14 protein-coding genes are annotated in these 16,156 nt (G+C 42.4%); 7 read left to right on the forward strand and 7 right to left on the reverse strand.

Annotation, left to right across the window (positions count from 1 at the left end; translation table 11 throughout):
- Positions 1-92 precede the first annotated feature (92 nt).
- From trxA to L6773_RS04675, 7 genes are all read right to left on the reverse strand, one after another.
- Positions 93-419 carry a thioredoxin gene (trxA, locus tag L6773_RS04645; protein WP_237852689.1) on the reverse strand — a complete coding sequence of 109 codons (327 nt, stop codon included), beginning with the start codon at positions 417-419 and terminating at the stop codon, positions 93-95.
- Positions 420-521: 102 nt separating this feature from the next.
- Entirely contained in the window at positions 522-4,745 is a 4,224-nt protein-coding gene (dnaE, locus tag L6773_RS04650) for a DNA polymerase III subunit alpha (RefSeq protein WP_237852690.1), read from the reverse strand.
- A 193-nt stretch (positions 4,746-4,938) separates the two neighbouring features.
- A complete protein-coding gene (locus L6773_RS04655; protein WP_237852691.1) occupies positions 4,939-5,790 on the reverse strand; it encodes an alpha/beta hydrolase in 852 nt (283 codons plus the stop codon).
- Positions 5,791-5,855: 65 nt separating this feature from the next.
- On the reverse strand, positions 5,856-6,773 hold the full coding sequence (locus tag L6773_RS04660) for a hypothetical protein (RefSeq protein WP_237852692.1): 918 nt from the start codon (positions 6,771-6,773) through the stop codon (positions 5,856-5,858).
- 147 nt (positions 6,774-6,920) lie between these two features.
- On the reverse strand, positions 6,921-7,184 hold the full coding sequence (locus tag L6773_RS04665) for a hypothetical protein (protein ID WP_237852693.1): 264 nt from the start codon (positions 7,182-7,184) through the stop codon (positions 6,921-6,923).
- Positions 7,185-7,250: 66 nt separating this feature from the next.
- On the reverse strand, positions 7,251-7,778 hold the full coding sequence (gene thpR / locus L6773_RS04670) for an RNA 2',3'-cyclic phosphodiesterase (RefSeq protein ID WP_237852694.1): 528 nt from the start codon (positions 7,776-7,778) through the stop codon (positions 7,251-7,253).
- Positions 7,775-8,056: an acylphosphatase gene (locus L6773_RS04675; protein WP_237852695.1), complete on the reverse strand. Its 282-nt coding sequence runs from the start codon at positions 8,054-8,056 to the stop codon at positions 7,775-7,777. Before L6773_RS04675 ends, thpR begins: the two co-directional genes overlap by 4 nt.
- Positions 8,057-8,323: 267 nt before the next feature.
- Here L6773_RS04675 and L6773_RS04680 point away from each other — a divergent pair, with 267 nt between their 5' ends.
- The 7 genes from L6773_RS04680 to L6773_RS04710 all read left to right on the forward strand — a co-directional run bounded on the left by L6773_RS04680 (position 8,324) and on the right by L6773_RS04710 (position 16,095).
- Positions 8,324-9,259, forward strand: a complete 936-nt coding sequence (locus L6773_RS04680) for a LysR substrate-binding domain-containing protein (protein WP_237852696.1) — start codon at positions 8,324-8,326, stop codon at positions 9,257-9,259.
- Positions 9,260-9,449: 190 nt separating this feature from the next.
- Complete coding sequence (locus L6773_RS04685) at positions 9,450-9,884, forward strand: hypothetical protein (RefSeq protein WP_237852697.1); 435 nt, start codon at positions 9,450-9,452, stop codon at positions 9,882-9,884.
- Positions 9,885-10,006: 122 nt separating this feature from the next.
- Positions 10,007-10,990: a hypothetical protein gene (locus L6773_RS04690; RefSeq protein ID WP_237852698.1), complete on the forward strand. Its 984-nt coding sequence runs from the start codon at positions 10,007-10,009 to the stop codon at positions 10,988-10,990.
- A gap of 12 nt (positions 10,991-11,002) precedes the next feature.
- A complete protein-coding gene (locus tag L6773_RS04695) occupies positions 11,003-11,830 on the forward strand; it encodes an ABC transporter ATP-binding protein (RefSeq protein ID WP_237852699.1) in 828 nt (275 codons plus the stop codon).
- Positions 11,831-12,059: 229 nt separating this feature from the next.
- Positions 12,060-13,793, forward strand: a complete 1,734-nt coding sequence (locus tag L6773_RS04700; protein ID WP_237852700.1) for an ATP-dependent DNA ligase — start codon at positions 12,060-12,062, stop codon at positions 13,791-13,793.
- 79 nt (positions 13,794-13,872) lie between these two features.
- Positions 13,873-14,916, forward strand: a complete 1,044-nt coding sequence (locus L6773_RS04705; RefSeq protein ID WP_237852701.1) for a VOC family protein — start codon at positions 13,873-13,875, stop codon at positions 14,914-14,916.
- Between the two features lie 102 nt (positions 14,917-15,018).
- Positions 15,019-16,095, forward strand: coding sequence for a Gfo/Idh/MocA family protein (locus tag L6773_RS04710; protein WP_237852702.1), 1,077 nt, complete (start codon positions 15,019-15,021; stop codon positions 16,093-16,095).
- The last annotated feature ends 61 nt before the right edge of the window (positions 16,096-16,156 follow it).

The raw sequence follows: 16,156 nt of genomic DNA on the forward strand, positions 1-16,156 counted from the left end.
GATGAATTTTTAGTTCATCGCCTTAATACGGTTTCAAATTTTTAAATCATAAGGCCAATTCATGAATTGACCTTACATATTTGAAAATAGAATTACGCAATTTGTGCGTCAAGCTGATTTTTGATCTGATTTTTTGGCACTGCACCAATAATCTGATCTACTACCTCGCCGTCTTTAAAAATTAGCAGAGCCGGGATACTTCTGATTCCATACTTAACGGAAACTTCCGGGTTATTATCTACATTAACTTTGCCAATTTTTGCTTTTCCTTCATATTCTCCGGCAAGTTCTTCCACGATCGGCCCAACCATTCGACAAGGTCCGCACCACTCGGCCCAAAAATCTACAAGAACGGGTGAATCGGAACTTTCTACTTCATCAGCAAAATTGCTGTCTGTTAATTCAAGTGGTTTACTCATAGTGATATATATGTTTTTTTCAATTAGAGTTAAAGATCGTAAAATTAATTTCAATAACCATATATCAAATAGTTATCAAACTGATTGCGAAATCTTATTACATCAATGTGTCTGCTGTTTATTATTCATTAAGTGAACAGCCTCCTGTCCAACAACATTTCTAAGTCCTTTGATCAGTTCATTAGACGGTTCCACAACATATTTTCTTACGTTCATCTGAATCGGTTTACTGGAGTGCTCCGATTTAATCTGTAGCTTCACCGGTGTTTCCCCTGAATGACTCCCAAAAAGTGCAGCCATCTCCTGAAGTTCACTCTCAGAAATTTCTGAGGTGTTCAGTTTAACATTTAACTGTAACTGATTTTGGAATTTCTCTCGCAGGTTTTCAACCCGCTCAAGGCTATTCGCAATAATCTTGGGTTGACTATCTCTTTGAGAAATGGTTCCCTCAATCAAAAGAACGGTATCCGGTGCAATGAGCCCCTGGTGCCTGTCGTACACTTCACTGAAAACCAATACTTCTATACTTCCCTGCAGATCCTCAACCTGGACAAATGCCATTGGCCGTCCTTTTTTATCGGTGATTCTCTTCACTGCCGTAATAATGGCTATTACCTTCACTTTGTCTCGATCATTTAAATCGGCGAGCTCATCAATAGCCAGGGTATGACTCGCAAACAGTTCTGCATCCTCTTTGTATCGATCCAGCGGATGTCCACTCAGATAAAAACCGATCAACTCCCGTTCTTTGTTGAGGCGTTCGATATTGGTCCACGGCGGACAATCCCGCAGTTTCGGCTCCTGGACAAATCCACCGCCGGATGAACCGTCGCCAAACAAGCTAACCTGGTTGAGCCGTTCCTCTTCCTGCTTCCTTGATGCGTAACTCAGCACATCTTCAATACTTGCCAATAGCTGAGCACGGTTTTCATGGAGAGTATCAAAAGCACCGGCCTGGGCCAGGCTCTCCATCGTTTTCTTATTACATACACGAGTATCGATTCGGGATGAAAATTCAAAAATAGTTCTGAACTCGCCCTTCTCTTTCCTGTTTTCAACAATCTGCTCTATTGCCCCTGATCCTACACCTTTAATAGCAGAAAGGCCGTACTGTACGCGACCGTCTCTTGCCACGAACTTTCCTTCAGCGGTGTTGATGTTTGGTGGGTCAACCGGAATCCCGATTCGCTGGCACTCCTCTATAAAGAAACTCACTTTTGAGATATTGCCCATGTTGTGGCTCAGCACAGCGGCCATATATTCCGCTGTATAATTAGCCTTGAAATACATGGTTTGATAGGCCACTACAGAGTACGCCGCCGAGTGCGATTTGTTAAATCCGTAACCTGCAAACATCGCCATCTTGTCGAAGACTTTTCTGGCAGTATCTTTCTTATACCCCTTTTCGATGGCCCGGCCTACGAATTTCTCCTCTTCCGGTGGCAGTAATTCGGGTTGCTTCTTACCCATGATTCTTCGCAGCACATCCGCTTCACCGAGTGTATAACCGCCCATCCGCTGTGCCACCTTCATGATCTGCTCCTGGTAGATCATAATTCCATAGGTCGGCTCCAGGAGGTCAATTAAATCCTCATGATCGTACTCAACTTTCTCTTCGCCATGCTTCCGTTTGATGTAATCGGGGATGAATTGCATCGGCCCCGGTCGGTATAACGCGTTCATGGCAATCAAATCATTGATACTGGTCGGTTTGAGCTGTTTGAGGTACTTGCGCATTCCGTCCGACTCAAACTGGAAAATTCCAACTGTCGCGCCATTCTTGAACATCTCGAATGTCTCTTCATCATCCAGTGGAATATCATCCAGGTTATACTCTACTCCGTGATTATCTTTTACAAATTTAATTGCCGTTTTCAAGATGGAGAGTGTCTTCAGCCCAAGAAAGTCCATCTTCAGCATTCCGGCGTCTTCAATCACTTTGCCGTCGAACTGTGTGACGTAGAGATCAACATCTTTGGCCGTGCAGATCGGGATATACTTGGTGAGTTTATCCGGGGCGATGATAATTCCCGCCGCATGAATCCCTGTATTTCGAACCGAACCTTCAAGTGTTTCGGCCATCTGAAGTGTCCGTCCTTCAAGCGATTCCGACTCTTTGACCTCCTTTAATTCTTTCACTTCACCAAATGCTTCTTCAAGTGAAATCCCGATCGTTTCGGGAACGAGCTTGGCGAGCCTGTCGGCATCAGACAGTGGAAGGTCTAACACTCTTGCTACATCACGAACTGATGACCGAGCCGCCATCGTACCAAATGTGATGATGTGAGCAACCTGGCCTTTTCCATATTTGTCGACTACATAATCGATCACTTTCTGCCGGCCGTCATCATCAAAATCGATATCGATATCAGGCATCGACACACGCTCGGGATTGAGGAATCGCTCAAAAAGAAGATCGTACTCAAGCGGATCTATATTGGTGATCCCCGTACAAAAAGCTACAACCGATCCGGCAGCAGATCCGCGACCCGGCCCCACGTAAACTCCCATATCTTTAGCGGCAGCAATAAAATCCTGAACTATCAAAAAGTAACCGGCAAAGCCCATCTTGCCAATAATCTCCAGCTCAAGGTTGATGCGATCCATCACCTCGTCATTCAACTCATTGTAGCGTTCTTTCGCCCCTTCAATGGTCAGGTGACGCAGGTAATCATCTTCCGTTTCAAAAGAATCCGGCAGGGAGAAATGCGGTAGAATCACTTCGCGGTCCAAATCGATCATTTCGATCTTATCCACTACTTCCATGGTATTTGAGATCGCCTCTGGAGCATCTGCGAACAGCTTCTTCATCTCATCCTGAGTCTTGAAATAAAACTCATCATTTGGAAATCCATAACGCTTCTCGCGTCCTTTCCCGATCGGCGTGGAGATCGATTCGTTATTATCAATGCAAAGCAATGCGTCATGGGCTTTCGAATCGTCCTCTTCCATATAAAAGGTATTATTGGAAGCGATCACTTTGATGTTGTACTTCTCAGCAAATTCCAACAAAATGCCATTTACACGCTCCTCCTCTTCCAGGCCGTGACGCATCAATTCGATATACAGATCGTCACCAAAGAGGTCGTGCCACCATTTCAGCGCTTCTTCGGCAACCTTTTCCCCACGATTCAAAATCAGGTCCGGCACTTCGCCTCCAATTCCACCAGTTGTTGCGATCAGTCCTTTTCTGTATTTCTGAACCAGCTCACGGTCAATTCGCGGAAATTTGTAATAATACCCTTCAATGAATCCGAGCGAACACATCTCCGCAAGGTTTTCATATCCCTCCCGGTTTTTCGCCAGGAATACCTGCCTGAAACGTTTATCCTTTCGGTCGCGGGTAAACTTTTTTTCGTGGCGGTCTTCAACAAAATAGGCCTCCAGGCCAATAATCGGTTTGATTTCGGCAGCTTTGGCAGCTTTCACAAAATGGAATACGCCGTACATATTTCCGAGGTCGGTCAGCGCCACGGCCGGCATTCCATCCTCTTTGGCTTTCTTCACTAAATCCTTCACTCCGGAAGCCGCATGCAACACCGAATACTTGGAGTGGTTGTGAAGATGTACAAATGCTGAATCCACCTTCGGACCTGTTTGATCTTGCGGCAAATCAATGATCGATGAAGATTCCTCTTCCTCGCCTGTTACACCTCTTCTTCGCAAATCTTCTACTTTCGGCATGTAGTGATCCTGCTCGATCAACTTTGCCGGATTCGGTGGAATCGCTCCCGGTTCTGCAGGAAATGTCGGTTTTATGACCTCGATTCGAACCAGTTCAAGAAATGCTCTTGCAGTCGCGTCAACATCAGCTGCTGCGTTATGTGCTTCTTCAAACCCTATATCAAAAAGTTCGTCGTGCAGTTCGGAAAGTGTCGGCCATTTGTATCGGCCTCGCCCCCCGGGAATGGCACAATATTCAGTAGCATCATCTTTGGTATCAATATGGATCTTTTCGGTGAGCGGATTTTCCCGTTCCATCCGCAGATATTCCGATCCCATGATGTTGAGATCGAACTCCAGGTTATGCCCAATAATAAACGTGCTTTTTTCGACGTCTTTATTAAAAGCGTCCATCACATCGGTAAGCGGGATTCCCTCTTCATGCGCTCTTTCGGTAGAGATACCGTGAATTTTTTCGGAATTGAAGGGTATTGTAAACCCATCTGGCTTAACGATATAGTTTCCTTTTGAAATCAGTTTCCCGGTTTCATCATGAACCTGCCAGGCAAGCTGAACACACCGCGGCCAGTTGTCGAAATCGGTCAGCGGAGCTGAATAATTATCGGGTAGGCCGGTTGTCTCGGTGTCAAAAATCAGGTACATAAAACGGTTCTCTTTAGGTCTGAAATGGAGTAGCTCTTACTGTTGCAAAATATACTAACCGAATAGCGAAATGCAGAATTAGAATTTAGGTAATTTTGGCACCTTTAGTAAAGTGATTCGTTGGATAAGTGTACCCTTTTTGAAATTAGATTATCAGTTCTTTGATTCACCCGATGAATGGAGGGATTCTTACTTATTTCTCCTCAATACTTGATGTCTTCTCTTCATCAATCATCAGTAAAAACTTTTTCAAATATTGGCTGTAAATATCTACTGAAGCATGAAAATTATCGTTATGGCCACCCCTCAACTCTACAAAAGTTTTAGGGTCGTTTGCAGCACCAAACAAAGCTTTGCCATGCGAAATATCTACAATGGTATCAGTCGGGCTGTGCATGATCATAACCGGAATATCCGAAAGTTGTTGAACATGCTGCTCTGTAGGAAATTCATAAGAAGCTAAAAATGAAGGGACAAAAGGATACAGATCACTCACCATCGCCTTCACATTTTTAAATGCAGAATCCAACACCAAACCTCCAACATTGAACCGGGTTGCTGCGAATGATGCGACCGCTCCACCCATCGATCGTCCATACATAATCATCTGCTGCTCGGAATATCCTTTATCCATTTTGAGAAAGTTAACAACCGCTTCAATATCCCTGTATAATCCCTCTTCACTGGGGTTCCCCGAACTTTGTCCATAACCCCGGTAATCATATATCAGCACCGAAACACCAGCTTCCTGCAAAAATTTTGCAATGTCAATCCGGTTACTGATATTTCCGGCATTTCCATGAGATAGAACCACAATATATTCCGTCGAATCATTTGGAAAAAACCAGCCATGAAGGCGTTCAGCATCTGATGTTTCGATCCAAACATCTTCTGCTTGCAATGCTGCCTCGCTTGGAGTCACAAGCAGATCGGATGAGGGTAAAAAAATTAACTTGCTTTGAAACAAGTACATAAAGATGAGCAGTAAAAGATACCCTCCGGCAATCGTAGCTAAAAGTGTAACCATCTTTTTAATCGTGTTCATTTGTAAAGGATTCAGATCAATTAATGAACAATGTACCTGATTTTTTGGTAGAGATGCATCTTAAATTAAATGCCTAAACCAAGATTTATAGTCAGTTTATATACCCATGAAAAACTATTTGTAACTCCAAGCACCCCGAAAATCAGAGATAATGCAATGACTAATACCAACACATACCTCAACCGATAGAGTGTTTCAGCCGCTCTTCTATGAAATTCCTGATCCGACATCAGAAAAGCCGTTATCACAAAAAGGTTAAGTGTTGATATTGAGATCCACCTGAATAAATCGATACCGATGGGTACTAAGATTAAAGGTGTTAAACAACTTAAAACCAACAATCCTTTGAGAAACGAATTTTTAGGTGTTGATATGTTTTGAGTTTCATGCTTTTTAAAGAGGATTCTCCATGCCTTTCGGAAATCTTCTTGGTAAAGATCACAAAAAATGTAAGCAGTCGGACTCAGAATAATAAATGTGAAACCAAGGTGAATCAGTTTTTCAATCAAACGCTGTTCAAACCAGTTCCATGTGAAATTGAGATTTGAAGAAAATCCCCTGAAAAGTACTCTCATCGATTCAATATCTACATTATTTGTACCAAAACGGTTTTGTAATTCATTTAAAAATGGTTGGTACTGATCGGCGGGAAGTAAACCATATGTCCCGATCAACCAAGTCTGCAACACCAACCCTGTCAACAAAATCAACCGAAACGTATTGAATACAATAGATCCCGGTAGTTGATAAACCCAGTACATAAAGATCATGGGGAGGTAGAAAAACAGAAACCCTTCATGTATAAAGAGAGCCGTAAAACAAATTCCGCCTACAATCAAGAAGGAGTAAATCTGTTGCGACTTTGTATCCTTTCTGAATATCCTTTCTAAAGTAAATAGCGTTCCTAAAACCAGTATCAATTGAAGATGTTCTAAATATCCCGGGAATTGGAAGAAGCGTTGAAGTGTCGTGGAATGAAGCATGGCCGTCAGACAAAACAGCCCCAATCCAATGTGTATTGGCTTTCCCCTCCAGTTTGAGGCTGAAATTTGTTTTCTTAAACTTAAACTTCCGAATGTATCACTGCGAAGCGGCTTCGTGAATAGATAAATGAGTGCAACATTCAATATCTATAGCAGAACCATCACAATGGAAAATATCAGCAGATAACTGATTTCGAACCCCAATAAACCAAGAATCTCTCCATGCAGACCTCGTTTTACAAATGCAATCTCATAGGTGAACATCCATTGAGTAAATACCCATTCATGCAAGGGCCGAGCCGCTGTAAATATCACCGTGAAATAAACAGCTGCTGCCAAACCAAAAACCTTATGGGTTTCTCCCTCATCCTGGCATTGAACGTGCCTTTTACCCGATAATAAATAATTCAAATCTGTACCTGGCCTTAATCTTTATTACCCGATTTTTAATGAAAAGGCTGGAAACTAATAAATCTTTCAGGAATACCTATGAAGAGTTTGGTGCTCACTACCCGAAGATTTTAAAAAACTCTGTTTGAGTTGGAAGGAATCTACATTTTCTACAAGTTGGCCGGTATCCTTTTTGAGGTTCGTTTTAAAAACCCGATTGGCACCCTTTCGTGATTTTTTCCGGGCCAGGGTTATATGAGGGATGTAGGAATTATTGTTTTTTGATTTGATATGATCTTCAAGCCGATCAGCAATTCTCTTTTGCAGATTCATGATCGAATCATTTTGAGTGACTCCCGCCCATATGATACGGGGTGAAGATTCGTTCGGAAATGCTCCCAACCCCGAAATTTTTAAGTTGAACGGTGTAAATTCTATTTCTGATAGTTTCCTGTGAATTTTATCTTTCTCGGCTTCTGAACACTCACCGATAAACACCAGCGTCAGGTGCAGTTGGTTTTTCAAAACTTTCTTCCAACCTTCTTGGTCCGGAATCCAGGACAGAATCTCTTCCCGTGTGCTTTCCGGAAAATCGATAGAAACGAAAAGTCTCATCTCTTGATGGTAAAATCGTTAAAACTCTCTGAGTCGACAGAACCATCAACATTTTCTATGTTATCAACACGTGCTGAAGCCGGGCCTTCTTTTAATTTTTCGACCATTTCATATACATTTTCTGCATCTCCTGTTAATACAGTTTCTACAGTACCATCCCGCAGATTTTTCACCCAGCCTTTCAGTCGCAATTCATTGGCATTTCTGTATGTAAAATATCGAAAGCCTACTCCTTGAACCCGGCCTGAGATGATCAAATGTTTGCTTATCGTATTCATCTATACAAAAATTTTACATCGGCCTTAATTGTCCTTACAAATTTTCAGATCTCATCTGTATCAATAAAAAAATAAAGGCGAATATCATTCAAATTCAGAAAATTCAGCCATCTCAATAAAATTTTGACCTGGCAATATAAAGTTTCAACTTTCCAGATAGGAATTCAACAAACTTGAAACGACAAATCATTTATATTTGCACTCAATTTCGTACTTTTATGGTTTCTAAAGAATAGCTAATTATCGGATTAGAGATATTATTACTCCATGACACTTACACAACTCTCTTATATCGTTGCTGTTGATAAATACCGGCATTTTGCTACAGCCGCGGAGAAAAGTTATGTCACCCAGCCGACGCTCAGTATGCAGATTCATAAGCTGGAGGATGAACTCGGCATCACTATTTTTGACCGATCCAAATCACCGGTCATTCCCACGGAGATTGGTGAAAAAGTTATTGAGCAGGCAAAAACAATCCTAAAGGAGTCGAAGCAGCTATCTGATATTGCCAACTTTAAAGAGAATGAATTAAAAGGCACCTTTAAAGTAGGAATCATTCCAACAGTTGCACCTTATTTGGTTCCGCTTTTTCTTCGATCATTTCTGAAAAAATATCCGCAAGTATATTTAATTTTTGAGGAGCTGCTAACCCAAGAGGTGATCGAGCAACTTGGCAACGATCAGTTGGATGCCGGTATTATCGCAACTCCAACCGATCAAAGTTTTATTTATACGGAAGACCTTTTTGTTGAGCCATTTCTTGGATATCTCTCCCACAATCATCCTCTCGTAGAAAAGGAAAAACTTTCTGTAGATGATTTGGATCGAACGAATATTTGGTTGCTAAATGAAGGACATTGCTTTAGAGACCAGGCAGTGAAACTTTGCAAAGAAACCACGAAGAAAAACAACTCCTCTCCAATTGAGTTTAAGAGCGGAAACCTGGAAACACTGAAACGACTCGTAGAACAAAATTTCGGCATGACTCTGCTGCCTTGGACAGCCGTCCAGGAGTTCGACAGCAACTGTGCGAATGCCATTGTTAAAGAGTTTGAAGACCCCGTTCCCTCCCGAAAATTACGACTCATTTTTGGCCGGAAACATCTCAAGCAGACGATTATAGCAGCGTTTAAAGAATCGATCTGTAGTTCTATCCCGAAAGCGTTGAAAACAACTGATAAGCGTGTTTTGATTGAGTAGCCTTCGGTTGGCAATTGGGTCTTGCGCCTGCCGAATCGGTCACAAGCGAGACGCTTGCGCCATCTTAAATTTGCCCCATCTTTACTCTTGGAGTGATTGTTGTTACGCTCACAATTTCAGTGATTTTTTCTATCATGTATCCTAAAGAGGAAGAAGAACTTAATATTTCGGAGTAGCACAAACCTGAATAATGGAATACTTTTCAACACAGTGGTTTATGGCTTATTATATTGCTCTTGGAGCTCTTTTAACGAGCTTTGGGGTGTATCTGCTAATTAAAACCGGTATTGTGAAGGACTTCCTGTTGAGCTCAGCCGAGGAAGATCAGCCGCCGGTACTTTGGCGAAAAGTGTTGAAATATTTTCTGCTGTTTACAATTCCATGCCTTGTACTTTCATTTTTCCCATTTTCATGGGTGGAACTGTTTTTTTCAATCTGGTCGCTTTTAATCGTTTTTATGTTAGGCCAACTGTTGGTGATGTGGCCTCAAACATCTCAGGCAATTGTAAAACAGAAAGATGAATTAGATAAGAAAATTCGTTTTGTTGCTGCAAACCTGATATCAATCGGAATTATTCTCTTTCTGCTATGTTATGTCTTGATAGAACGAACGAGTTCTACTTAGAAATTTCTCAGTGAACGCTGCGGTTTATCTTTAATCACCAACTGGTTCAAGTTTGTAACTTGGACCATTTAACAGCACAAGTTGCAAACTTGCGCCAGTTAAGTAAGGTAAAATTTTTTATCATGAAAATTCAAAAAGCGGGCTATCAAGGGCTTTATTTTCCTGATTTGAAGGTGGCCGTTGATGCCCACCACCCGGATGCGGATTATGTTTTTGTGAGCCACGCTCATGCCGATCATATGCCGCGTAACCGGTCCTCAAAAGCGTACGCCTCCAAAGCTACGATCGACCTGATGCGGCACCGTGGATTCAAAGGAGAAGGCCACGCACTTGATTTTGGCGAAACAGTTGAATCGGATCGATTCAAAGCAAAAATTTATCCGGCGGGACATATTTTAGGATCGGCAATGATCTACCTTGAATCAGATAAAGAATCACTCCTCTATACCGGGGATTTCCGAACGCCGCCCTCCCCTGCCACCGAAGGATTTGAAGCCCCGGACCAGGTTGATATTCTCATCACGGAAGCCACATTCAGCCTGCCGATCTACCGCTGGAAAACAAATGATGAACTTGCTGAGGAGGTCCGATCGTTTGCATCCAACACATTGGCCGAACATTACACTCCTGTCTTCCTGGCCTACAATCTTGGAAAGGCACAGGAAATAATGCATCTGGTCGCACCTTTAGATCAAACGGTTATGATCCATGGAGCCGGATACAAAATGTGCCCCGTTTATGATGAAAATGGAATCAACCTGGGAAAATATGAAGCATATGATCGTGAAACATGCGAGGGAAATATTCTGATCTGTCCATCTTCGGCGTTCTCTAATGGTTTCGCATCGAACGTGTCCAAAAAACGGATTGCGTACTGTTCGGGATGGGCATCCAACGAATCGAGACGAACCCAACTTACGGTAGACAAACTAATTGCCCTTTCTGATCACCTTGATTTTTTTGAGCTTATCGATTTCTGTAAGCAACTGAGCCCTAAAAAAGTCTATATCACACACACTCCAAATCCTGCAGTGGTTAAACACTATCTTTCAAAAGAAAAGATTGATGCCGGTCATATTGATATTGAAATGAATGAGGAGGATTAAGAATATTCGTCTATGAATCATAAAGCACAGTACATTCAACCCCCTATTCTTGAAATGAGTGAAGCGACCGTTCGACGTGACGGAATTAACATTCTTGATCGGTTTTCTCTAACCATCCGGATGAATGAAAATACAGCAATCATCGGACCGAACGGTTCCGGGAAATCGACCTTTATCAAACTGATTACCCAGGATATATATCCTATTGCAAATAAAAATGGTGCACCTCCTGTTCGAATGTTCGGAAAAAACCACTGGATTTTAGAAGAGTTGAAATCTAAACTGAGTATCGTTTCCAGTGATCTGCAAAACAGTTTTTTACATAACACAAAAGAGGGACATATTTCCGGTCTTGATGTTGTAGTAACCGGTTTCTTTTCAAGTCTCCGACTTTTTCCGCATCAAACTATTTCTGATGAACAGTATGGGAAAGCAAAAGATGCGCTAATACTGATGAATGCAACCCACCTGGCTGATAAGTTCCTGGACGAAATGTCTACCGGGGAAGTTCGACGTGTTTTAATTTCGAGAGCATTGGTCACTAATCCTGAAGTTCTGATACTTGACGAACCAACAACCGCACTCGATTTTGTAGCCCGGCATAAGTTTATGGAGCAGATCCGAAAAGTAGTTCAAAACGACACTACATTAATTCTTGTCACCCACCATATCGAAGAGGTGATTCCCGAAATCGAACGAATCGTACTTTTAAAAAATGGACGGAAAGCTTTTGACGGATCAAAAAAAGAGATTCTAAACTCAGAAAATCTGAGTGATATTTATGATCACCCGGTGAAACTAAACGGAAACAACAAGCTTTTTAAAGTTCATGTTGATTGATTTAACACACGATTATTTAATAGCGAGTCTCCCCTCCTGCCTGCCCTCGATATGTCGGGGTGTAAGGAGGGGCTGGGACAGGTAGCCTTATAAGTTCATGTTTTGACTGTATTATTTTTCTAATTTCAACCACCCCTTTCTCCCCTCCTTGAAAATGAGAGGATTTTTGAAGCCTAGATTTATTTTGATATCACAACATAACTTTGATTGAATATCACAATCTGATTTCATGAACACCGAAAATTTCAACTTTTATACGCTTTGCAAGGTCATCCAGACGATTCGGCAAACCCGGAGCACGAATTCTAAAATTCGAATTTTTGCTGAGTATCTTCGCCGGTTGAAATCAGACCACGACCTACACCTTGCTGCTCAGTTTACCGCCGAGGGTGCATTTGAAGAGATCAGCGGCAAACGGGCATCCGTCGGTAGCCGAACAAGTGGATTGGCTGCTGCAAAATTTTGTGAGATCGATTACGACCTTGTTTTCAAACCCTGCAGAACAGCCACGGGAAGCAGCTCCGAAACAATTGAACGGTTAATGAATAACATCCCCGAAGCCATTGAAAAACGTGATCCCAAAAATCTTTCACTCGAACAGGTCGACGAAATTTTTGATCGATTATACACCGTCTCCTCCCGAGCTGATAAAGAAAAAATTCTTTGGGAAACCTGGCAGCGAATGACACCGGTTGAGATCAAATATTTTATTCGAATGTTGGGCCAGGGATCATTGCGAATTGGCTTTGAAACACGCAGTGTGGTTTCCTCCATTGCAAAAGCATTTAAACTGGATAGGGAGGACGTTCGGTATGCTCATATGATTACCGGCAGTATTGGTAAAACAGCTATTTTGGCTAAGCATAATCAATTGGAGGAGGCCCGGTTTAAACTCTTCCATCCTCTCTCCTTTATGCTTGCCTCGCCAATTGAGAGCAGGGCTGTTAATAACATCGAAGATTACATCGCTGAAGAAAAATTCGACGGCATGAGGGCGCAGGTGCACGTTCATGGAGATGAAATAAAAATTTATTCCAGGGATCTGAATGATATTACGCGATCTTTCCCGGATATCATCTCTTTTTTCCGGGAACGTCAACTTCCGCCCACAGTTTTTGATGGCGAAATATGTGTATACAAAGATGATACGATCCTGCCATTTCAACTGCTTCAAAAACGGATGGGTATCAAAAAGCCCGGCAAAAAAGTCCTCGATAAATATCCTGTCCTTTTTATCGCCTATGATCTGCTCTTCACCAACAGGAAACCCATTTTTGATTTGAAACTACCTGAACGGCGAACACTTCTCGAAGAACTGGCTGAAGAGTATCATCTGCCGACATCCGTTCAGTTTGAGATTTCCAGCGATGACGATATTGACAGGTTATTCAAGCGGGCACTCGAGCATGGAAATGAAGGATTAATGCTGAAGCATAAGGAGAGTAATTATGAATATGGTCAGCGGCGAAAGTCGTGGCTGAAGGTAAAAAAACCGGGCGGCTCCTTCGATACTGTGATAATGTATGCCCATGCCGGAAGTGGTAAGCGCGGAGGCACCTACTCCGATTTTACGCTTGGAATCTCCGTGAAAGATGATGAGCGATATGAAGAGGAGTTTATTCCGATCGGAAAAGCGTATGGCGGATATACTGATGATGAACTCAGGAAAATCAATCAAAAGGTGAAAGAGCTGACGGTGGAGCGATATGGACCCACGCTTGGCTTGATTCCTGAGTTGGTTGTAGAGATTGAGTTTGATGATATCCAGGTGAATAAACGAACGAAAGCCGGTTACACAATGCGTCTTCCAAGATTTAAGGCGATCCGCTGGGATTTGGGACCGTCAGACACAAATACCCTTAGGGATGTTGAAAATTTCTACCAGCAAAAAATTGAAAACGAACCTCTCTCACAAATAGAAAATCCATCTTTTTCATTTTCAACTTCCTCAGATCAAAGTTAACTTATTATCGTTTAGTAATTCTGTAGATAAATCTAAACAGAATTATCTTTTTATCATTCTAACGAAATAAAAAATCACATTGCAACAGTTAGTAACCGGTATTCAACAGGTAGGCATCGGAGTCACAAATATTGATGAAGCCTGGCCCTGGTATCGAAAATTTTTTGGAACAGACATCCCTGTTTTTGATGATGAAGCCGAAGCTACTCTTATGACTCCTTACACAGGCGGAAATGTTCACTCCCGTCGCGCTCTGCTTGCTTTGAACCTAAGCGGTGGTGGTGGTTTTGAGATCTGGCAATTTAAAAGCCGTCAACCCAAAAAATGCGACTTTGATATTCAGCTTGGTGATTTTGGAATAAACGCTGTAAAGATAAAATGTAAAGACGTCCAAAAAACCTATCACCAATTCAAAAATTTGGGGAATAAAACACTTTCTGAACTTCATGAATTACCAAATGGAGAGCTTACATTCTGGACCAAAGATCCATACCATAACCTCTTCCAGATTGTGAAAGGAAATTCATGGTTTAAAAAAGGATCGCACTTTACCGGCGGTGTCTGTGGAGCTATGATTGGGGTGAGTGATATTGATGCCGTTCTCCCACTCTATACAATTGCACTTGGTTTCGAGGAAGTGATCTATGACAAGACAGGTACGTTTACTGACCTGGACGATAATCAAAAATTTAGGCGTGTGCTTGTTCGAAAAAAGCAAAAAGATATCGGTGCTTTTAGCAGGCTTTTTGGTCATATTGATATCGAGCTGATTCAATCTATTGACCGAAAACCGCGAAAAATTTATGATGATCGCTTTTGGGGTGATCCTGGTTTTATCCATCTCTGTTTTGATGTTACCGATATGGGCAGCCTTCAGGAAAAGTGTGAGGAGCTCGGATACCCATTCACAATTGACAGTGCTTCTTCATTTGACATGGGTGAAGCGGCCGGTCAGTTTTCTTACATCGAAGATCCCGACGGCACACTCATTGAATTTGTTGAAGCCCATAAACTCCCAATTTTTGAAAAATGGGGATGGTTTATCAATCTCAAAAAGAGAAACCATAACAAACCGCTCCCAAATTGGATGCTGAAAACCATGAGTTTTAAACGAGTGAAGTAATTGTTGTACGCCGGACAGCTTGTCCGGCAGTTGTGTGTTTGTTCTGAGTTAACGGGCAGGCTGCCCGTTGTACATGAAAATCTAAAATAAAATCTACTTTCGATGTCTGAAAAAATTAACGTACTTGTTGTTGGCTGTGGTAACATGGGAACTTCTCATGCCAGGGCCTATCATAAACTGGATGATTTTAACATTGTAGGGCTTGTCAGCCGTGGCGACAGCAAGCAAAGACTCTCTGATGAACTGGGAGGACTCCCATTATTTGACAACTTTGAAGATGCCCTCGCCAAAACTTCTCCCGATGCTGTATGCATCAGTACCTATCCAACGACTCACGCCGAGTATACCATTAAATCCCTTGAAGCGGGAGCACATGTTTTTGTTGAAAAACCGATATCTGAGACGGTTGAAGACGCCGAAGAAATTGTTGCTACAGCTGAAAAAGCGGATAAGAAAGTGGTGGTTGGATATATCCTCAGGCATCATCCCGGATGGAAAAAGTTTATCGATTTGGCGCAGGGACTCGGAAAACCTCTCGTGATGCGAATGAACCTGAACCAGCAAAGCACAGGCAGCGAATGGAATGTGCATAAAAATATCATGGAAGCAATGTCTCCCATTGTTGATTGTGGCGTTCATTATGTAGATGTAATGTGCCAGATGACCAAAGCCAAACCGGTCAGCGTACATGCGATCGGAGCCCGGTTGAGCGACGAAATTGCAGACGACCAATACAACTACGGCCAGCTGCAGGTTCGGTTTGATGATGGTTCCGTCGGCTGGTACGAATCCGGTTGGGGCCCAATGATGAGCGAGCAGGCCTATTTTGTGAAAGATATCATCGGCCCAAAGGGAAGTGTGAGCATCAGCAAAAATACATTTGACCTGCCTCGCGGTTCTTCTGCAGATATTTCATCTCATACCTCTGTTCAAAAATTCAGGCTTCATCATTCCGAAAAAGACGAAAACGGGAAGCTCACCAAAGACGATGAGATCATTGACGCACCGGATGAGGCGAGCCACGATGAACTCTGCTACTTCGAGCAGGAGTATTTTCTGAAAGCAATCAAAGAGGATCTGGATTTGTCCGACCATTTGAGAGAAGTGGTTCACACGCTGAAAATTGTGTTGGCGAGCGATGAGTCGGTCAAGACAGGCAAGGCGGTGGATTTGGGATAACTAGATATTATTCAAACTATGAAATAAATTATCTGGTATCCACAATAGCACCATTATACTG

This window comes from Rhodohalobacter sulfatireducens (assembly GCF_022012475.1).
GTDB lineage: Bacteria > Bacteroidota > Rhodothermia > Balneolales > Balneolaceae > Rhodohalobacter > Rhodohalobacter sulfatireducens.